Annotated in this window: 24 protein-coding genes; 4 read left to right on the top strand and 20 right to left on the bottom strand. The window is 42.9% G+C overall.

The window, feature by feature from the left end; all coding sequences use genetic code 11:
• Both msrB and msrA read right to left on the bottom strand, forming a co-directional pair.
• Window positions 1-435 (bottom strand): peptide-methionine (R)-S-oxide reductase MsrB, encoded by a 435-nt coding sequence (msrB, locus tag DIC78_RS20635; RefSeq protein WP_024121776.1) that lies wholly within the window; start codon window positions 433-435, stop codon window positions 1-3.
• A complete protein-coding gene (msrA, locus tag DIC78_RS20630; protein WP_127696847.1) occupies window positions 422-970 on the bottom strand; it encodes a peptide-methionine (S)-S-oxide reductase MsrA in 549 nt (182 codons plus the stop codon). The genes msrB and msrA overlap by 14 nt, the downstream gene beginning before the upstream one ends.
• Before the next feature lie 133 nt (window positions 971-1103).
• On the opposite strand from msrA, the gene DIC78_RS20625 reads away from it, so the two are divergent.
• A complete protein-coding gene (locus tag DIC78_RS20625; protein ID WP_024121778.1) occupies window positions 1104-1529 on the top strand; it encodes a MarR family transcriptional regulator in 426 nt (141 codons plus the stop codon).
• A gap of 45 nt (window positions 1530-1574) precedes the next feature.
• On the opposite strand, the gene DIC78_RS20620 is transcribed toward DIC78_RS20625, so the two are convergent.
• The 7 genes from DIC78_RS20620 to ilvA form a co-directional block, all read right to left on the bottom strand.
• The gene (locus DIC78_RS20620) at window positions 1575-2912 is read right to left on the bottom strand and encodes an MATE family efflux transporter (RefSeq protein WP_127696846.1); all 1338 of its coding nucleotides are present in this window, start codon (window positions 2910-2912) and stop codon (window positions 1575-1577) included.
• Between the two features lie 72 nt (window positions 2913-2984).
• Window positions 2985-3179, bottom strand: coding sequence for a protein YpmT (gene ypmT / locus DIC78_RS20615; protein WP_127696845.1), 195 nt, complete (start codon window positions 3177-3179; stop codon window positions 2985-2987).
• 11 nt (window positions 3180-3190) lie between these two features.
• On the bottom strand, window positions 3191-3754 hold the full coding sequence (locus DIC78_RS20610; RefSeq protein ID WP_069487337.1) for a YpmS family protein: 564 nt from the start codon (window positions 3752-3754) through the stop codon (window positions 3191-3193).
• A 9-nt stretch (window positions 3755-3763) separates the two neighbouring features.
• Entirely contained in the window at window positions 3764-4531 is a 768-nt protein-coding gene (locus tag DIC78_RS20605) for an SGNH/GDSL hydrolase family protein (RefSeq protein ID WP_095713132.1), read from the bottom strand.
• A 77-nt stretch (window positions 4532-4608) separates the two neighbouring features.
• Window positions 4609-5190 (bottom strand): SCO family protein, encoded by a 582-nt coding sequence (locus tag DIC78_RS20600; protein ID WP_106020328.1) that lies wholly within the window; start codon window positions 5188-5190, stop codon window positions 4609-4611.
• 157 nt (window positions 5191-5347) lie between these two features.
• The gene (locus DIC78_RS20595; protein ID WP_127696844.1) at window positions 5348-5599 is read right to left on the bottom strand and encodes a DUF2535 family protein; all 252 of its coding nucleotides are present in this window, start codon (window positions 5597-5599) and stop codon (window positions 5348-5350) included.
• Between the two features lie 90 nt (window positions 5600-5689).
• Window positions 5690-6958, bottom strand: a complete 1269-nt coding sequence (gene ilvA, locus DIC78_RS20590) for a threonine ammonia-lyase IlvA (RefSeq protein ID WP_095713134.1) — start codon at window positions 6956-6958, stop codon at window positions 5690-5692.
• Between the two features lie 250 nt (window positions 6959-7208).
• On the opposite strand from ilvA, the gene DIC78_RS20585 reads away from it, so the two are divergent.
• Window positions 7209-8213 carry a sigma 54-interacting transcriptional regulator gene (locus DIC78_RS20585; protein WP_106019996.1) on the top strand — a complete coding sequence of 335 codons (1005 nt, stop codon included), beginning with the start codon at window positions 7209-7211 and terminating at the stop codon, window positions 8211-8213.
• A gap of 23 nt (window positions 8214-8236) precedes the next feature.
• A complete protein-coding gene (gene trhA, locus DIC78_RS20580) occupies window positions 8237-8878 on the top strand; it encodes a PAQR family membrane homeostasis protein TrhA (RefSeq protein ID WP_044155470.1) in 642 nt (213 codons plus the stop codon).
• A gap of 32 nt (window positions 8879-8910) precedes the next feature.
• Here trhA and DIC78_RS20575 read toward each other — a convergent pair whose 3' ends face one another.
• The 11 genes from DIC78_RS20575 to DIC78_RS20525 form a co-directional block, all read right to left on the bottom strand.
• A complete protein-coding gene (locus DIC78_RS20575) occupies window positions 8911-9531 on the bottom strand; it encodes a lysophospholipid acyltransferase family protein (RefSeq protein WP_103671792.1) in 621 nt (206 codons plus the stop codon).
• Window positions 9532-10041: a dihydrofolate reductase DfrA gene (gene dfrA, locus DIC78_RS20570; protein ID WP_024121790.1), complete on the bottom strand. Its 510-nt coding sequence runs from the start codon at window positions 10039-10041 to the stop codon at window positions 9532-9534.
• A complete protein-coding gene (locus tag DIC78_RS20565) occupies window positions 10038-10832 on the bottom strand; it encodes a thymidylate synthase (protein WP_127696843.1) in 795 nt (264 codons plus the stop codon). The genes dfrA and DIC78_RS20565 overlap by 4 nt, the downstream gene beginning before the upstream one ends.
• Window positions 10833-10917: 85 nt before the next feature.
• Window positions 10918-11451, bottom strand: a complete 534-nt coding sequence (locus tag DIC78_RS20560; RefSeq protein ID WP_003230797.1) for a phosphatidylglycerophosphatase A family protein — start codon at window positions 11449-11451, stop codon at window positions 10918-10920.
• Between the two features lie 17 nt (window positions 11452-11468).
• Window positions 11469-12083 carry a YpjP family protein gene (locus tag DIC78_RS20555; protein WP_127696842.1) on the bottom strand — a complete coding sequence of 205 codons (615 nt, stop codon included), beginning with the start codon at window positions 12081-12083 and terminating at the stop codon, window positions 11469-11471.
• Window positions 12084-12342: 259 nt separating this feature from the next.
• Window positions 12343-13128 (bottom strand): class I SAM-dependent methyltransferase, encoded by a 786-nt coding sequence (locus tag DIC78_RS20550; protein ID WP_127696841.1) that lies wholly within the window; start codon window positions 13126-13128, stop codon window positions 12343-12345.
• A gap of 39 nt (window positions 13129-13167) precedes the next feature.
• Window positions 13168-13602, bottom strand: a complete 435-nt coding sequence (gene brxA, locus DIC78_RS20545; RefSeq protein ID WP_127696840.1) for a bacilliredoxin BrxA — start codon at window positions 13600-13602, stop codon at window positions 13168-13170.
• Window positions 13603-13707: 105 nt separating this feature from the next.
• The gene (ilvD, locus tag DIC78_RS20540) at window positions 13708-15384 is read right to left on the bottom strand and encodes a dihydroxy-acid dehydratase (protein ID WP_127696839.1); all 1677 of its coding nucleotides are present in this window, start codon (window positions 15382-15384) and stop codon (window positions 13708-13710) included.
• A gap of 292 nt (window positions 15385-15676) precedes the next feature.
• Window positions 15677-16807: a conserved virulence factor C family protein gene (locus DIC78_RS20535; protein WP_127696838.1), complete on the bottom strand. Its 1131-nt coding sequence runs from the start codon at window positions 16805-16807 to the stop codon at window positions 15677-15679.
• A 59-nt stretch (window positions 16808-16866) separates the two neighbouring features.
• Entirely contained in the window at window positions 16867-17472 is a 606-nt protein-coding gene (locus tag DIC78_RS20530) for an HD domain-containing protein (protein ID WP_127696948.1), read from the bottom strand.
• Between the two features lie 31 nt (window positions 17473-17503).
• Window positions 17504-17986, bottom strand: coding sequence for a glutathione peroxidase (locus DIC78_RS20525; protein ID WP_127696837.1), 483 nt, complete (start codon window positions 17984-17986; stop codon window positions 17504-17506).
• A 353-nt stretch (window positions 17987-18339) separates the two neighbouring features.
• On the opposite strand from DIC78_RS20525, the gene metA reads away from it, so the two are divergent.
• Complete coding sequence (gene metA / locus DIC78_RS20520) at window positions 18340-19245, top strand: homoserine O-acetyltransferase MetA (protein WP_024121799.1); 906 nt, start codon at window positions 18340-18342, stop codon at window positions 19243-19245.
• Window positions 19246-19291: the final 46 nt, after the last annotated feature.

The raw sequence follows: 19291 nt of genomic DNA, 5'->3' as shown, positions 1-19291 counted from the left end.
TTATTTGTCAAATAGGTGCTGATAGCTTTCATATCCCTCTTCTTTGAGCTTATCCTTAGGAATAAACCGCAGCGCCGCAGAATTAATGCAGTAACGAAGTCCGCTAGGTCCAGGTCCGTCATTAAATACATGTCCCAGATGGGAATCAGCTGTTCGGCTTCTGACTTCTGTCCGAATCATTCCGTGGCTCGTATCCTGTTTTTCTTCCACTTCTTCTTCCTCAATCGGCTTTGTAAAGCTTGGCCAGCCGCAGTGGGAATCAAATTTATCCTTGGAAGTAAACAAAGGCTTTCCTGACACAATGTCAACATAAAGCCCTTCTTCTTTATGATCCCAATACTCATTTTGAAACGGCGGCTCCGTTCCGTTATTTTGTGTGACCTCGTATTGCATACGGTTTAATGACTTTATTCTTTCTTCTTTATTTAGCGTCATTTATTTCGCCCCCCCAATGCTCACTGATAAATCCAGATCTTCCGGAGCCTGTCCGGTAACGCTGATAATGCCCTGGATTCTTTTTATAAAAATGCTGATGATAATCTTCCGCTTCATAGAATGGTTCAGCCTTTAAAATATCTGTCACGATAGGATCTTTAAAAATGCCGCTTTCCGCCAGCCGCTGTTTTGATGCTTCGGCAAGTTCCTTTTGTTTTTCATTATGATAAAAAATCGCTGCACGGTAAGAGCTGCCGCGATCAGCGAACTGACCGCCTGCATCTGTCGGATCAATTTGCTGCCAGAACAGCTCTAACAGCTTTTCATAAGGGAATACATCAGGCTCAAACGTGATTTGTACAGCTTCACGATGCCCTGTTGTTTCGCTGCATACTTCTTCATACGTAGGGTTTTCAGTATGGCCGCCTGTATACCCGGACACCACTTTTTCAATTCCCGGCTGTTCGTCAAATGGTTTGACCATACACCAAAAACAGCCGCCTGCAAATGTGGCGAGTTCTTTTTTTTCAGACATACTGGTGCCTCCTTTGTTAATACGTGGTATTATTATATTATAGCATGTAAAAATAGAATGAAAATGATTCTGCTTTTCAATAAAAATCTATAGGTTTTGAGTATTAGCAATTATGTAATGGGGGTTCACAAATTTGAAAGTAAGAACACAAATGATGTATGATATGGAAACTTTACTCCGTAAAGTTTTTAAACAAATACGCAATGAAATCAACGATATTCTAGATAAAGAGCTTTCGCGGAATGAATTTACCATTTTGCGCATTCTAAGTGAACAGGGACCTAAGAAAGTGACGGAATTTGCGCCCATTTTGGAAGTATCAGCAAGCCATATTACCGCAGTGACTGACGCGCTGGTAGAAAAAGAATGGATCACGAGAATCAGATCGAAGGAAGATCGGCGGATCATCCGCATCCATATCACTGAAGCAGGTGAAAAAATCGTTCAGCATTTCAATGAGAAAAAAACTGAATATTTCTTTAAACGCTTTGATTGTTATACGGATACTGAACTCGCCACATTAATCGAGCTTTTCAGCAAACTTGATAAAAAACGGTAAAAAGCACATACCCAATTAGGGTATGTGCTTTTCGCAGCGTCTTTCTTATCTTTCAGTAAACAATTTCATCGTTTTCCAGCGGCCGTATCTGTAGTACAAAAACGCCGCACAGCTGCTGAATAAGAAACTCATACCGATTCCGAGACCGATCCCTTTCTGTCCAAGCCAAGCTGAAAACAGAGCCGTGAAAGGATATCTCAAAACCCAAAAAGAAATCAAATTTAAAACCAAAACCTGCATCATTGCCCCAGCAGCTCTGACAATTCCGTTCAGCACAAAATTAATACCGATAAAGGGATAGAAAAACGCAATCCACCGCAAATATTGTTCACCAAACGCTACCGCGTCAGGCTCACTAATAAATAACCTCATTAAATATTTTCCGAATATCCAAATGATAATAGCAATTACGAGCATGCAAGAAAAAACAGACATCACACCAAGCTTCGCAATCGATTCCACTCTTTTATAGTTTCCGAGCCCGATATTTTGTCCCGCCATGCTGTTGACCGCCGTACCGGCCGCCATAGCCGGAAGTGTGATGATGCTGTCCAGCCGCTGCACCGCGCCAAATCCAGAGACCACATGCTCTCCATAGGAGTTGACGACGCTCATGATCGCCATCATTCCGCCTGTAATCACCATCATCTGCAGACCGGCGGGAATACCAAGTTTCAGAATCAATACAGTCTCTTCCCACTTAGGTGCTCTTGGCATAGAAAACGGAACCAGTTGATGTTTGATGACATAAAACAAACCGTAAAGGAACGCAATGCCCTGTGACAAAACAGTTGAATAAGCCGCTCCTGCAATCCCCATGCGGAAAACAGAAATAAAGAGCGGTGCCAGCACAGCATTCAGCACAACGGCAAAAGCGATGAACCGCAGCGGTGTTTTGCTGTCGCCTAGCGCCCGAAGAACCGTACTGATAAAGTTATAACCAAACAAAAACAGGATGCCGATAAATTGAATCTGCAAATAGATCTCGGCAAGCGGAATCATGGTCTCCGGCGTTTGCAGAAGACGCAGCAATGGTTCTGACAGGAAAAAACCGGCTGCGCCGAACCCGATGCTTAAGCCTGTTAATAAAACTACAAAGGCATTTATATAAGACGCCATTCCTTTCTCATCATCTTTTCCCTTTTGCTGAGACAAAATGGTTAAGGTCGCATTATTAAGTCCCAAAATAAAAGACAGCACGGTTAAAACTATCGTGCTTGATACCGCGGCCGCGCCAAGCGCTTTTGCCCCCAGCAAATTGCCGATCCATAAACTGTCTATGAATTGAAAAGAAACCTGCAGAGCATTTCCCAGCATAATAGGCATCGAAAACAGGATAAGCTGCCTCAGCACGTTTCCCTTCGTAAAATCGTATGCTTTCATTTCTTCTCCTTGTTCTCTTATATTTTCGTCCAGCCGCATGAAAAAAGAGACGGTGCAGCATGTCTCTTTTTTTCATGATTTATCGGTTTTTTTTCGGTCTTTCATGCCAAATGTAAACACCATCACACTCAAAAACAATGCGCAGTACGAAATGTTCAAGTACACTTGATCCATATCCTCAGCCGCCAGATGATGATAAGCCAGCCAGCCGAAGTAAAGGGAAAACGTAAATGATAACAAACTGAAATACTGGTAAATCCGCTTCATTTCAGTCACCTCTATTGTTTAGGATGGTAATAGGAAAACTCAATTTCATCTTTTTCTAAATTAATTTTATCTGCTTTGACATACATACCGTTCGTTAATGGCATTTCAGACAAACGAACCTCAATGCTTTTATCGCCGGGATGAACATGCACAAAGGATGGAAGTTCATAGAAGCTGTCCATATAATTTAACACAAAGCTAATAGGAATACTCAATTTCCCTAAGGAAAATTTCGTTACATTCAGCTCGACATCGCCATTCTTTTTCACGGTCGGCTCAAATGCGATAAACGCGTCAATTGACGTGGAAAATGCTTTGATTTTCCCTGCCACATGGACATCGTCATCTATATCCACTTTGTAATCAAGCTGATTTGACGCTTTCTCGTTTAAATATGAGTTGACAAACGCAGCTAAGGATTCTTTTGTGCTTGTCACTTGAAATCCGTACTCGCTTTTAGAGGTATCCTCTACCTCCGCTTGCTTGCCCGGCAGCATGACCAGCGTCACAAATCCTACTGCTAATACAATATTGATGGCAAGCAATATAAAAAACAGTCGTTTCCAGTTATTCATGATTTCACCCTACTCTTTCGGTAATCCTTCTTTTTCAATTGCTTGATAGACCCGCTTCGCTATTAAGGAATAACCCGTTCCATTAGGATGAAAATCATCTTCCTCAGAAATTCGTTTACTGTCACTTTTTTGATTGAACAAGTCTTCTATATTAATGATTTTTGCATGTTTATCTTTTTTCAGCTCTTTTTTAGCAATGTTGTTCCAATCAGTGACTACCCCGTTTATTTCCTGTAATTCAGATAAAGTAAATGTAAACGGATTATACATGCTGACATAAATCAGCTCTGCGTGATTATTCAGCGCGCGGATTTCTGAAATGATTTTTTTAAAACGCTTTTCGTACGGCTTTTCCTCTTCCTGAAACGGTTCGACGGTTAATTGCAGGAAGTTTTGACGAAGGACCTTCATCAGATCATTACCGCCAATTGTTAAAAAGACATAATCTGCATCTTTTATGCCTTTTTGAACGTTTTTATCTTTTAGTTTCTCTAACAAATCCTCCGAACGATTCCCTTTGACGGCATAATTTTTAACGTCAACCTTTTTGACTTGCTCATTTGACCGGATAGAATCCGCCACCTTGCCGACATATCCCTTGCCCTCAGGATCTCCGACACCTTCTGTAAGCGAATCTCCGACAGCGGCAATGACAATGTGTTCCTTCGTTTTCAGTTCATGGGCTTTTTGTTTTCCCTCAGATGCTGTACGTATGCTCGTACATGCAGTAAGAAGCAAAATCAAACTGGCCATGAGTGCAAAAATGCGCAGTTTCAATCTTGTTGCTCCTCCCCATTCTACTAGTGGAAAGTGTATCATGTTTTAGGAGATTTGAAAATGCCTTGTCTTCGAGATTACTTGAGTTTACTAGCCGCTTTCACATCAGCGATGATGTCATCGTATGGTGTATTTTCTACTCCATTGTAATCTTTCAGCACTTTACCGTCAGGGCCTACTAAATAAAAAGAGGATTGGTGAATGACCTGGTCCTGGCCTTCAGGTTTCTTCACGATCGCTTTAAAGCTATCAAACGCAAACGTCTCGATGTCACTTTGACTGTATCCCGTTAGAAAATCCCAGTTATCAAAAGATAAAGGATAATTTGCCGCAAATTTTTTCAGCTGCTTCGGGTTATCATTCTCAGGATCAACACTAAAGGATACGATACGCACATCTATATTCTCAGCCTTTAATTTCTTTTGAAGATCTGTCATATGAGCCGTCATCGGCGGACACACGGTCTCACAATTGGTAAAAATAAAGTCTGCGAGCCAAACCTTTCCTTTTAAACTGTCTAAAGAAACATTTTTGCCATCTTGGTTTTTAAAAGTAAAAGACTCCACCTCGTAATTAAGCGGATCCTTAATCTGATGTCCTCCACAGGCACACAAAAGCAGAAAAATCAGCCCCACCGCCAACCCTTTGATCATCTTCATGCCGTTCACCCTTTCCAGCTTAAAGCGCTTACTAAATGCCGCTCTCACCTTCTTACATCCTTTGTTTAATTCTATACGCGCAAAAAAAATTCCTGCATGCCCCTTCGTCCGCCTTCGAGCGGCATAGCAAAGGGGACACACAGGAATAAACGGCGTATCACGCGTTGTGTTTTAACACCTCTTGATGAAAAACAGCCTGATAATCAGTCCATTTCATCCGGCGCTTCATATATTGTCGGAAAGAATACACTTTTGCCCTGCTTTTTGATGAAAATACTTTTTTTAAGTAGATCTGCAAATGCTGATTTAACATAAAGAAATAATGTTCATCTTCCTTTAAAACAGGTATTTCTGTCACTTTCACCTGAATCCCGTCGCTGCGTTTGAACTCTAGGCTTTTGAGTAACAAGCTATCAATCCTCATTTTTTGATTGTTTTCTTCTATTATATACAATGCCGGCCGGGCTGTCTGTCATTTTGCGCGGTTGTGCTGAAAAAATCAGATCAGCAGATGGAATAAATCTTGATCCTTATTTACCTCTAAATAATGAAACGCTTTTTTATTCATCCGTTCAATCAGCGGTCCATAGTCAGCTTTGTTTTGAAGCTCAATGCCGACCAGGGCCGGTCCGTTGCTTTTATTGTTTTTCTTCGTATACTCAAATCGCGTAATGTCATCATTCGGCCCAAGAACTTCATCAAGAAATTCACGGAGTGCCCCAGCTCTTTGCGGAAAATTGACGATAAAATAATGCTGAAGGCCTTCGAAAATCATAGACCGCTCCTTCATTTCCTGCATTCTTCCGATATCGTTATTGCCGCCGCTGACAACACATACTACGTTTTTCCCTTTAATTTCTTCCTTATATAAATCCAGTGCCGCGACAGAAAGAGCACCCGCCGGTTCAGCGACAATCGCACATTGATTATATAGTTCAAGAATGGCTGTGCATACCTTCCCTTCTGGCACGAGAAGTATGTCATCAACAACGGTTTCTAGCGCTTGAAAGGTTTCATCGCCGATTTTTTTTACAGCCGCTCCGTCCACAAATTTATCAATTTTATCTAACGTGACAACATGTCCAGCTTTGTTAGATTCAAAATAAGACGCAGCACCCGCCGGTTCAACCGCGATTACTTTGGTTTCAGGAGACACGTTTTTCATATACGTGCCGACCCCTGCAAGAAGCCCGCCTCCCCCGACACTTGCAAATAGAAAATGCGGTTCTGTATCAATATCGTTTAAAATTTCAACCGCCAGAGTTCCCTGGCCGGCCATTACATCCGGATCATCAAACGGATGGATAAAGGTGCGGTGTTCCTGCTCACAGCATTCAACTGCGTTTTTATACGCATCATCAAAAGTATCACCTGTCAAAATAATATCGATAAACCCTTTTCCGAACAGTTCAACTTGTGACACTTTTTGTCTTGGTGTTGTGGAAGGCATGAAAATCTTCCCGTGAACGCCCAGGTGTTTACACGAAAACGCTACACCTTGCGCGTGGTTTCCGGCACTTGCGCACACGACTCCATTTTTAGTCTGCTCGTCAGAGAGCTGCTTCATTTTGTTATAAGCCCCTCTGAGTTTAAAAGATCTGACTACCTGCAAGTCTTCTCGTTTCAAATAAATATTGCATTCGTATCTCTCAGAAAGTCTGTCATTCCTTTGCAGCGGTGTGTGAGTCACAACGTCCTTCACGTTTTGATGAGCCTTTAAAATGTCTTTCACTTGGATGAGAGAGTTTTCTTTAAGCAACGGTTTCATGTACAGATTCCTTTCTTGTTTTAAATCCCTATTTAATATGCCATTATAACACGAATATTCAAATAATAAGACAATTATTTTTATTTAGTAAATAAAAAAATGGATCGTATTCTAAGTTCCCCCCACCCGTGATAACATCTGCGTGACCTGTATCCAGCAGCCTAAGAAAAAAGTTTCTTAAAGATAAAAGATGTTTTCATCTGAAAGGCATGCTATAATAGAACCAATTAGAACCAAAAGGAGCCAATAAATGATTACCGCACCTCGACCTTGCACTTTTCATAATCTAATTGGAGAGCATCAACTATTTCTCGAAACAAAACGAGTCGCCATGCAGTTCGCCCTATCAGAGCTTCCTGTCCTGATCACAGGAAAGGTCGGAACAGGCAAGGATCATTTTGCACAAGCCATACACCAAGGCTCTTCAAGAAACGGCGAACCATTGATCAGTATCAATTGCAGCACCCATTCAGAAGAAAGCCTTGCATACGAGCTTTTTGGCGCTGATGATGCCTTGGGTGCGTTTCAAAAAGCCGCCCAAGGTACACTTTTTCTTAATGACGTATGGAGTATGCCGGTTTCTGTACAAGCTAAGCTTCTAGAAGCACTTGACTCAGATGGGGAAAAACCGAGAATCATCTGTGCTTCTGCAATCCCGATAACAGAAGTTGCTGAAAATACATTCAGGCAGGACTTATTTTACAGGCTGCACATTTTAACGCTCACATTGCCGGTGCTGTCCGAGCGAAAAAGCGATATCCCCCTTTTGACCCAGTATTTCCTTTCGGAATCGGGGCAGCAATTGTTAATTGACCCCTCAGTCTTTCCGCTGCTTGAACAGCATCCCTTTGATGGGAATGTAAGAGAATTAAAAAACGCTGCAGATTATATGGCGGCTGTATCAAGCGGAGGAACCATTCATCCGTATGACGTGCCGCCGTATATACGGGACGGGCTAAATGAAAAAACGACGAAGAAAAAAGCGAAGCTTCTGACTTTAATGGAAAAAGCCGAGTTTCTGTTTATTTTGGAAACCATAAAAGTGTTAAATGAAAAAGGCGAACCGGCAAGCAGACGGATTATCTCTGAAAGCAGCAAAAACAGCCAAATCTCTTTAACGCCGCAGCAGGTCAGAAGCCGTCTCGATTATTTGGAGAAGAAAGAGTACGTGACAAAAAGCCGCGGACGTGCGGGCACGAAAATCACTTTAGAAGGGCTGATTTTTTTAGAAACGCTGCAAAAACAAATGATGTAGCAGCTAAAGAGAGGAGAATGTACGTGTATACAATAAAAGAAGAGATCGCCAACGCCATTACCCACGGTATCGGTGTGTTCTTATCCATACCAGCATTAGTGTTTCTCATCATATTTGCGGCTAATTACGGGTCCGCATGGGATATCGTCAGTTTTACCATATTTGGTGTTTCCATGCTGCTGCTTTATTTGAGCTCCACCCTGCTTCACAGCATTCAGCACAAAAAGACGAAAGATATTTTGGAGATTATTGACCATAGCGCTATTTACGTGTTGATCGCCGGAACCTATACCCCTTTTCTGCTTGGACCGTTAAAAGGCACACTCGGCTTCACCCTGCTGATCATCGTTTGGGCGCTTGCCCTTGGCGGAATCGTATTCAAAATTTTCTTCGTAAAACGGTTTATCATTTTATCTACCTTGATGTATTTATTAATGGGATGGCTAATGATTATCGCGGTTAAGCCTTTATATGCTTCACTGACAGGAGCTGGATTCAGCCTTCTTTTGCTTGGCGGTCTGTTGTATTCAGCCGGAACGATCTTTTATATTTGGAGAAAGATCCCCTTCCATCATGCCATTTGGCACAGCTTTGTTTTAGGCGGGAGTGCGGCGATGTTTTTCTGCGTGCTGTTCTATTGTGTGAAAGTGCCGTTTTTATCCTAATGAAAAAGCGCAGTCTCAGTGACTGCGCTTTTTTAGGCCCGTAATTGCTTCTCACTTGCCGGTATATAAGCCTTGGAAAATGACACTTCTATATCTGCTGGCTTTAAGCGTTTAACAAGCGATCCCTTCAGCAGTTCATCGGTTCCTTTCGTTTCCACCATTACAACCGGAAGGCTGCAGCGGGCTGCAAGTTCCAATGGATTGATACAGCCATCTAAAGAAAGAATCATGCTTTGGCCTTTTTCTAATTGGGTCAAAATATCTTCATATACCATGTCTGAACTGCTCTCTCGAATGACATTCATCCGTTCAAGCCATTGCCCGATAATCGGTAAACGAAACACTTTGGGATTTGTGATAAATCCGGCTGGTTCTTCAATATACCCGGCAATCAAAGCAAGTTCAGGCAATCCTAAACGAGAATGCACATACAAAACAGGACCGCTCGGTATCGGCTCTGGCTGATGAATGGTGATGACAGATCCTGAAATGCCGATACAGCCTTCCAAAAACGCCTTTGGCTGCTCGTAAACGAGCGTCATCTGTTTTTTGTATGACAGACGCGGATCCAGCATTCTTTGATTAAACAATTGTTTTATATTTTTTAACAGCATATACACAATGTAAATCACTAGACAGCTGTAGCGAATCAATTAAAATCCTCCCGCTTCAGATGATACATTCTTTTTTTCATACACTAAAAATTCATAGTCATACGGATTTTTTTCGTCCTTAGTCCCTTGCTCAGAAGAAACAAGTTTCCATTTGCTCTCATCAAATTCAGGAAAGTAGCGGTCTCCATCAAACTGGTGATGAATTTTTGTCATATACAGCCTGTCCGCATAAGGGAACAGCGCCGTGTAAAGCTGTGCGCCTCCGATCACGAAGCATTCCTCAGTATCTGAGGCAATCTGGAGCACATCCTCTATTGAACTGACGACGGTACAACCTGGAAATTCTGAATCGTGTGCAGATGTCACAACAATATTTTTCCGATTCGGAAGCGGACGTCCAATTGATTCATATGTTTTTCGCCCCATGATGATTGAATGTCCTGAGGTTATTTTTTTAAAGTATGCAAGGTCATTCGGCAAATGCCACGGCAAATCATTGTCCTTCCCGATAAGCCGGTTGGCATCCATCGCGAAAATGAATGAAATCATACGCTGACCGCTCCTTTAATATGCGGATGCGGATTGTAATCTTCAATGATAAAGTCATCAAACGTAAAGCCGAAAATCGAATCAACCTCTCTGGCAAAACGAAGCTTCGGCAACGGGCGGACATCTCTAGTCAGCTGCAAGTTAACCTGTTCAATGTGATTTTGATAAATATGAACATCGCCGAATGTATGAATAAACTCGCCCGGCTCAAGCCCTGTTACATGCGCGATCATCATCGTAAGCAGCGCATAAGAAGCTATATTAAACGGCACACCGAGGAAAACATCGGCTGAGCGCTGATAAAGCTGGCAGGACAGCTTGCCGTCAGATACATAAAATTGGAACAGGCAGTGGCACGGAGGCAAGGCCATTTTATCGATTTCACTAACATTCCATGCACTGACGATTAAGCGTCTTGAGTTCGGATTTGTTTTAATATCTTCAACAAGACGTGAAATTTGATCAATGGTTTCTCCGTCAGCTCCCCGCCACGAACGCCATTGCGAACCATATACAGGTCCGAGTTCGCCGTTTTCATCGGCCCACTCATTCCAAATACGCACTCCGTTTTCCTGCAGATAGCGTACATTGGTATCACCCTTTAAAAACCAAAGCAGCTCGTGCGCAATTGATTTAAAGTGAAGTTTTTTTGTGGTCAGCATCGGAAAGCCTTCCTGTAAATTAAATCTCATTTGATAGCCGAAGGTGCTGATTGTTCCGGTTCCTGTACGGTCGCCCTTTTTTTCACCATGATCTAAAACATGTCGGCATAATTCTTTATACTGTTTCATTTTATTCATCCTTTAAAAGTAGTCTTATAGTAGTGTAACACAATAAAAAATCATTTCTGAACCCAGAAATGATTTTTTTTATAAGTCAGCTGACAACAGGCTTTTCGTCCTGTTCTTTTTCTTCATCTTGCAGATCCTGATGCGTATGGGCAATTCTGCTCGCTGCTGCGGCTGCAAGTGCTGCCACAATATCATCCAAAAACGTATGGATGCCGTCAGGGCTTTCATCGAGCTCCTTAATAATTCCGATCTTCTCTTTATCCAAATAACCAAAGTTGGTCAAGCCGATCGAACCGTACACATTAACGATTGAAAGAGGGATAATTTCATCTATGCCGTACAGCGGTTCATCTGTTTCAACAAGATGCTGCAGCGGTTCAGGAAGCAGTTTCTGCTCTGCAAGCTGATCAAGCGCCAGCCCGGTTAAAACAGCATGGATAATTTCACGCTTGTTCAGTACTTTTTCTACATTCTCCATACATACACTAAGCGGGAGATTTGGATTGTATTTTTCCTGAAGTTTTTGAACAATACGCGCAATATCTTCTATCATAACGCCCCGTTTGTTCAGCATATCTTTTGTTATATCGACCATTTCATTCATTGTGTACTTTTTCATATCTAATGGCATCTCCTTTAGGCACTCATCCAGTTGGGAGGTGTGTTGCGGTCCCAATAAATGCTCCCAAGCTCATGGTGTGATTGAAATCCATCTTCTGCTGTATGATAATGAAAATTAAACCAGTAGCCGTCATGCGGAGGGTGGTCTCTGCGCACATGGAACCTGAGGAGGTCTTCTCCGGTTGACCGATTAAAAACGTGAAAGATTTTCTCCGTTTTCCCCGCTGAAGGCTTGCTTGAAATCACAACATCTTGATACGCTTCGTCATCTTGTAATGTCGCTAAAAAGTCACATATGACGTTTTCGATTTTCGGCAGAATCTCTTTCCGATAGTCATCCTCAATGACCGGAGCAATTTTGCTGCCAAATTTCAAAAAAGACTGATTTTCAGCGCTGTCAAGGAGCTGCTCCTTGTACGTTTGAAAAAGTAATTCGGGGTCTCGCCTGTCTTCCGATTCATAATCATCGTACAAATCATGCTCATCATAAAAAGCGGTGTAATCATTCTGCTCAAGACTGCTCGGCTGTCCTGAAGGCTTGTCTGCCATGAGAGCAGCCGGAGGAGATACGAGCCCGAACGTTACGATGGTAAATAAAACCACAAGGGTCTTTCTCATCCACAATTTCATGACTGCTTATTCCTCTCTATTTTATTGTCATGTTTCTCTTATTTTATCATAGGTCGAACTTACAAGTCATGTACTATATGAAGCTCTAAGTCAATTTAGGAGATTTGTTGCTTTGCCGCGTGTATAAAAACGCTTACAATATAATATGAAAGGAGGCCTTCCGCATGATTGACGCTTTGTTTGCAACGGTTTCACTTTTAACATTATTATACTTTGTCGTCATGGAAGTCACCGATTAGAAACAAGCCCGTGAGGTTCTTCACGGGCTTGTTTCGCTTGCGATTTGAATAACACCGTAGTGAAAAAGCGCTGTTTTTCTTTTCAATACGTTAAAACCAAATTGGTCAAAGCGCGGGCTTTTCCAATGGTCTTTGAGTACAACGCTTTTTCTGGCTGCCCGCACCGCTTCTTTGATGCAGCCGTCGGCCAATGCAGAATCCTCAGCCAGCTCTCGTAATGGCTCGATGCCATCAGACGACTCTACAGGCTCATGAAACATCGGATCAAAATAAATGACATCTACTGATTTGTCAGGCAGCTGCTTTAGATAGTCAAAGCAATCCGCATGATTCACTTGTATTCTTCTCATGGCAGCTTGAAGCTGTTCTATACCGGTTTCCCACGAATGGAGCCCCGTATTCACCAGAACGGACACAAGCTTGTTTTTTTCCAGCCCGATCACCGACCCGGTTTCACCAACGGCCATACTTGCGATAATTGCGTCGGAAGCCAGACCGAGCGTGCAATCCAAAAAAGAATCTCCCGCCGTTAAGCCGGCTGCCCGAAGCATTGGCTCTTGCTCGCCGCGCATAAACCGTTTAGCTCTGAACATCGCTGTATTCGGATGAAAAAAGAATTTACCGCCTTGTTTTGTATAAAGTTCGAACCGCTCTTTTCCAATCACGAGCAAATCACGCTCAGCTGACTTCAGCATATTTTCAACCGTTTGTTTATTTCGGTCGCAATATCGTATACCCAGCTCTTCCGAAAGCATTTTTGCGATCTTTATCGTGTGGTCAGACGGTCTATAGCTTGTTGTAATCATGATCTATACTCCAAAAGAAAATGCCCGGAAAACGGGCATTTAGCAGTGTGTATCAAAGGCGTCAGTTAAGTTTTTCATGATTTCTTCCATTTCGTGCCCTTCAATCTCATGACGCGGAATAAAATGCACGACTTCTTTGCCTTTCAAAAGAGCCATTGACGGTGAAGAAGGCTCCTGGCCTGTAAAATACTCCCGCATTTTTGCAGTGGCTTCTTTATCTTGGCCCGCAAATACTGTCACCGTATTATCAGGTGTTTTGTCGTTCTGCAGGACTGCCTGAGTTGCCGCAGGACGCGCAAGACCAGCTGCACAGCCGCAAACAGAGTTAACGACTACGAGAGTTGTGCCCTCTGCCTTTTCCATAAAATTCTCCACTTCTTCTGCCGTTGTTAATTCTTCAAAACCGGCCCCAGTCAGCTCGCGGCGCATCGGAACGACAAGCTGGCGCATATATTCTTCATAAGCCATTGACATAAAAAAAGCCCCCTCTATTATCCTTCATCTGAAGTAAAGGATACTATAGAGAGAGCCGGATTTCAAATGTTCACATCTTAAAACAAGAGAATGTGATCATGATGTCTAGATTTTCATGATACCGCCCGTATTGGCACTTGTTACAAGTTTAGAATAACGGGCTAAATAGCCGGTTTTCACTTTTGGCTCAAAGCCTTTCCAATTCGCTTTCCGTTTTTCCCATTCTTCTTCCGGCACTTGAACGTCCAGGATGCGTTTTTCAATATCAACGATGATATGATCGCCGTTTTCAACAAAGGCAAGCGGTCCGCCTTCTGCTGCCTCTGGTGATACGTGTCCGATTGAAAGGCCTCGTGATGCTCCGGAAAAACGTCCGTCTGTAATCAGCGCTACTTTCGGACCAAGCCCCATTCCGACAATCTGTGATGTAGGTGCAAGCATTTCAGGCATACCCGGACCGCCCTTTGGCCCTTCATAACGAATGATGACGACATCGCCTTCTTTTACTTTCCGGTTGATAATGCCGTCTAGCGCCTCATCCTGAGAGTCGAATACGACAGCCGGCCCTTCGTGTCTCGTAATTCCGTTCTGTACGCCGCCGGTTTTGATGATAGCGCCGTCCGGAGCCAGATTTCCGAATAATACGGCAAGGCCGCCCTTTTCATTGAATGGCTGATCTAACGGATGAATCACGTTATAATCCTTCACTTCATGTCCGGCAATGGTTTCTCCAAGCGTCTCACCTGTAACTGTCAGCGCGTCCAAATGAAGTGCTCCTTCTTTTTTGGAAAGCTCATTCAATGCTGCAGACACACCGCCCGCTTCATGAAGATCTTCAATAAATACATCAGATGCAGGCGCCAGCTTAGCCAAATGCGGCACGCGCTCTGCGACTTCATTGATGCGTTCTAAAGAGTATTCAACGCCAGCTTCATTTGCAAGGGCAAGCGTATGAAGTACAGTATTTGTTGAACCGCCGAGCGCCATATCAAGCGCAAACGCGTTATCAATCGCTTTTACTGTAACGATATCTCTCGGTTTGATGTCTTTGCGAATGGTTTCCATTAATTGCGCAGCTGATTTTCTGACAAACTCTTTTCGTTCCGGTGATGTCGCGAGAATGGTTCCATTACCAGGCAAAGCCAATCCAAGCGCCTCTGACAGACAGTTCATTGAGTTTGCTGTAAACATTCCCGAGCAAGATCCGCATGTCGGGCAGCCGAACTGTTCTAATTCTTGAAGTTCGCTTTCGCCGATTTTTCCAGCTTGATAAGCACCGACTCCCTCAAATACTGAAGAAAGAGAGATTTTGCGGCCGTCGCTTGTTCTTCCTGCCGCCATCGGTCCTCCGCTGACAAAAATGGTCGGAATGTTGATGCGCATAGCCGCCATAAGCATTCCCGGCGTGATTTTATCACAGTTCGGAATACAGACCATTCCGTCAAACCAGTGCGCTGATACGACAGTTTCCACTGAGTCCGCGATGATCTCACGGCTCGGGAGCGAATATCTCATTCCGATATGCCCCATCGCAATTCCGTCATCTACACCGATTGTATTAAATTCAAACGGTACGCCTCCGGCTTCTCTGATTGCTTCTTTTACGATTTTTCCAAACTCCTGCAAGTGAACATGACCGGGAACGATATCAATATATGAGTTACAAACCGCAATAAACGGTTTGCCAAAATCCTCTTCTTTTACACCTGCTGCGCGGAGCAAACTGCGGTGCGGTGCTCTATCGATTCCTTGTGTGATCATGTTACTGCGTAATTCTGCCATGGTGATCCTCCTAAATAGTCTCAATTGTTAGATTGAATTTTATTTTAACAATTTTCAGTTTATTTGTGGGCCGTTTTAGCTAAATCGCATGATTTCAGGCCGCCCTTTCCTCTGTTGTTTGATTCATGTTTTTATATTTATATAGCTTTCTGTCGATGTGAACCCTCCAACTATTAATATTGTTACTTACTATATATAGTTTTTGATTATTTTTCAACAATATTCGAAATAATTTTTATAAAAAGTGAATTCAAACAAAAAAGGTGCATGATCTGCACCTTCATCTTCTTTTTTATTCGCCTTTTTTTCTGCTCTCTGTCATTTGCTTCCAGACTGAACCTTTTGCCTCTTCCCCATGTTCGATTCGTTCCAGCGCCATTTTCACTTGAAGGCTGACTTCGAATTCCGGATCATCTTCAGCAGCCCGCAAAGCTTCTATTGCACTTTCATCACCGACTTCGTAAAGGAACATAGCGGCGCGCCAGCGGACCAGCTTGCTTGAGTCGCTTAACGATTTTATCATCGCAGGGATGGCTTGAGGATCGCCGATATCAGACAGGCAGTCTCCAGCCGTCCTTCTCACCGATACAGACTTATCCTCAAGCGCCTTATACAATAGAGGAAGAACATCAGGTGATTCAATCATTCCCAAATACACAACAGCCTGTCTTCTAATGGACACCTTCGGATCATCCAATGCTTTTTGCAAAACGGGGATGTCCTCTTCTTTTGGATCCATCTGCTCCAAGTGTGCGTACCGCTGCTTCCAGTCCTCGTCATCCAGCATGTCAAGCGTTACTTTATAGGCTTTGCGCTGTGCTGTTTGTTTCGTTTCGCCTTTACCTTGGATCGCTGCTTCCGTTAGCCGTTTCAGCCTTTCATCACTGTAAGCGGCCTGAAGCTCTTCTGTCACGTCATGGCCGATTTCAGTAAAATCGCCGAATCTGACGCCTTGTTCTTTCCAAGCTCGTTCAAACACAACATTTGACGCTTCAGATCTGAGTTTTAAGATCGCCTGCTGAAAACGGTCAGGAAGCCCGAACCGCTCTTCACGCTCACCATCTGTTAATTTGACTTGCATAGGAATTCCGCTGAACATCTGTACAAAAACTTTCACTTCTCCAAATGACTCCTGATCCGAGCGGTTTTCTGCACTCTCAGCGCTCTCCATTCCAAATGCCGTCCGGACTTGCGGTAAAATGTCTTTCCAGTCATATCTGGCGTTCCGTTCAACCGCAAGAAAGTCGGCAACGTGATATACCCCTTTAACTCCTTCAACATTTAGGATTTCCACGACAACAGGCGGGGCGCCTTCTGCCTGATCCGGTTTATAATTATTGCTTTTGCCCGCCGGAAGCTCTTCCGTTAAGATGACCTTCATTGTATTCGGGCTTGGCGTCGGTTCAATTGATTTTATCTTCATGATTGTCCTCCTATAGCCTATCTGTGACTTATTCTAACATAGTCGCCCCGCGCCTTCTATTACGATGTTTCAATATCAATTCCGGGAATTTCTTTTTCTAATTGACTGACAAAATGAAGCATAAATTTATGCCTCTCGTCAGCCATTTCTCTTGCGGTATCTGTATTCATCATATCTTTTAGGAGCAGCAGCTTGCTGAAAAAGTGGGTATAGGCACTCTTATCATTTCCATAAAGGCTATGTCCCTTTGCTCCCGCAAACATAAACGTCCGTGCTATACCAACTGCGCCGATCGCATCCAGCCTGTCAGCATCCTGTACGATTTTCCCCTCAAGTGAAAGCGGTTCTTTTCCAAGCTTTTCCCTGTCCCGAAAGGACATTCTAGTAATAATGTGAATAATTCTTTCAGCCTCATCTTTTCCGGCTCCTAAAGAAACCAGCCGTTTGTCCACCTCACTGACTGAAAGCCTGATTGCGTCAGGCAGCTTCACATCAATCAAATCATGAACCAAGGCTGCCGCTTCAACAACGAACAAATCCGCATTTTCCTTTTTTCCAATATATAAAGCAAGCTCTGCAACTCTTGACACATGAAGCCAATCATGACCCGTGCTTTCCCCGCTCAGAACAGATTTGACCCATGTCCTGATTTGCTCTGTCTGCATCAGTTTTCGATCCCGCACCAAAACACCCTCTTTATTGTCCTAATAACTTCGCAATAACGTCTTCCAGTTCTTTCGGATTTGTGTTTGGTGAATAGCGTCCGGCTATTTCTCCGTTTCTGTCCACTACAAATTTAGTGAAATTCCATTTGATTGCCTTTGTTCCAAGCATGCCTTTCGCATTGTCTGTCAAATACGCAAAAAGCGGGTGGGCATTTTTTCCGTTCACCTCGACTTTTGAAAACATGGGAAACGTCACACCGTAATTTATTTCGCAAAATTCCTGTATGCCTTCCTCGTCGTCAGGCTCCTGATTCATAAATTGATTGCAGGGAAACCCTAAAATCTCCAGGCCCTCCGGCTGGTATGTATCATACAACTCCTGAAGCTGCTTAAATTGAGGAGTAAAACCGCATTTACTGGCTGTGTTAACAATCAACAACACCTTTCCGGCAAATGGCTGAAGTGTCATGTCTTTGCCTGTAATGGTGCGGACCCTCATATTGTATATAGACATTGAAATTCCCTCCTAATGAACCTGAGTGCTGTGATTATTTTACCTTTTTTCCTGTTTCAAAACAAAACGGAAGCTCTAGGTTTATCAATTGTACAGACATCGTGTTCAACGGATGTTCTTCCCTCATCGGATCATTTGTTTATGAACAGAAACATCTCTTGAGAAGGAGCTATTATTCTATATATTGCATGACACCTGGAAAACTCATTACAGTGAAACCAAAAGTCATATGTTTGCGTTTATTATATAGTATTTTCTGCTGTTCCCCTTCAAACCCTTATAGATAGATTGAAAATTGGCGGGAAAATTCCTATAATGAAGAAAATTAACGGGGAAATGATGGAGGTGGCACGTTGCCTATTAATATACCTACACACCTGCCGGCAAAACAGGTGCTTGAGAGTGAACATATCTTTGTAATGGATGAAAGCAGAGCATTTCATCAGGATATCCGGCCGCAGAAAATTATTATTTTAAATTTAATGCCGAAAAAAATCCAAACGGAAACTCAGCTGCTCAGACTGCTTGGGAATTCGCCTTTGCAGGTTCATTTTACATTTTTAATCCCAAGCACTCATACACCGAAAAATACAGCAAGGGAACACCTTGATGAGTTTTATACGACATTCTCCAATATCCGTCATAAGAAATTTGACGGCATGATCATCACCGGTGCGCCGATCGAGCATTTGGCGTTTGAAGATGTTTCTTATTGGGAAGAGCTCAAAGAGATTATGGAATGGAGCAAAACGAATGTCACGTCAACCTTGCATATTTGCTGGGGTGCTCAGGCAGGTTTGTATTATCATTACGGCGTGGAAAAAACTGAAATGCCGAAAAAAATCTTTGGTGTGTTTGAACATACTGTTCTTTCCAAGCACGAAAGATTGGTAAGAGGTTTTGACGAGCTATACTACGTGCCGCATTCCCGGCATACAGATATAAATATGGAACAACTGCAAGCAGTGCCCGAGTTAAACATTCTTACTGCATCAAAGGAAGCTGGGGTTTGCTTAATTGTGTCAAAAGACGAAAAACAAGTCTTTTTAACAGGACACCCTGAATATGATACAAATACGTTGCTTCAAGAGTATGAAAGAGATCTGGAACGAAACCTTTCGACTGTCGAGGCGCCGAAACATTATTTCGCAGAAGACAGCAAAGAACCTGTCAATCGCTGGAAAGCACATGCGACATTATTGTTTATGAACTGGCTTAATTATTATGTTTACCAAGAAACTCCTTATGAATGGGACTAATTTTTCTTTTTAAAGTGATACGCTGAGCAAAAAATATGATAAAATA

Origin of the sequence: Bacillus halotolerans (genome assembly GCF_004006435.1) — a bacterium.
GTDB classification, from domain to species: domain Bacteria; phylum Bacillota; class Bacilli; order Bacillales; family Bacillaceae; genus Bacillus; species Bacillus halotolerans.
Note: the sequence above shows the minus strand (reverse complement) of the source record. Positions and strands in the feature narration are given on the sequence as shown.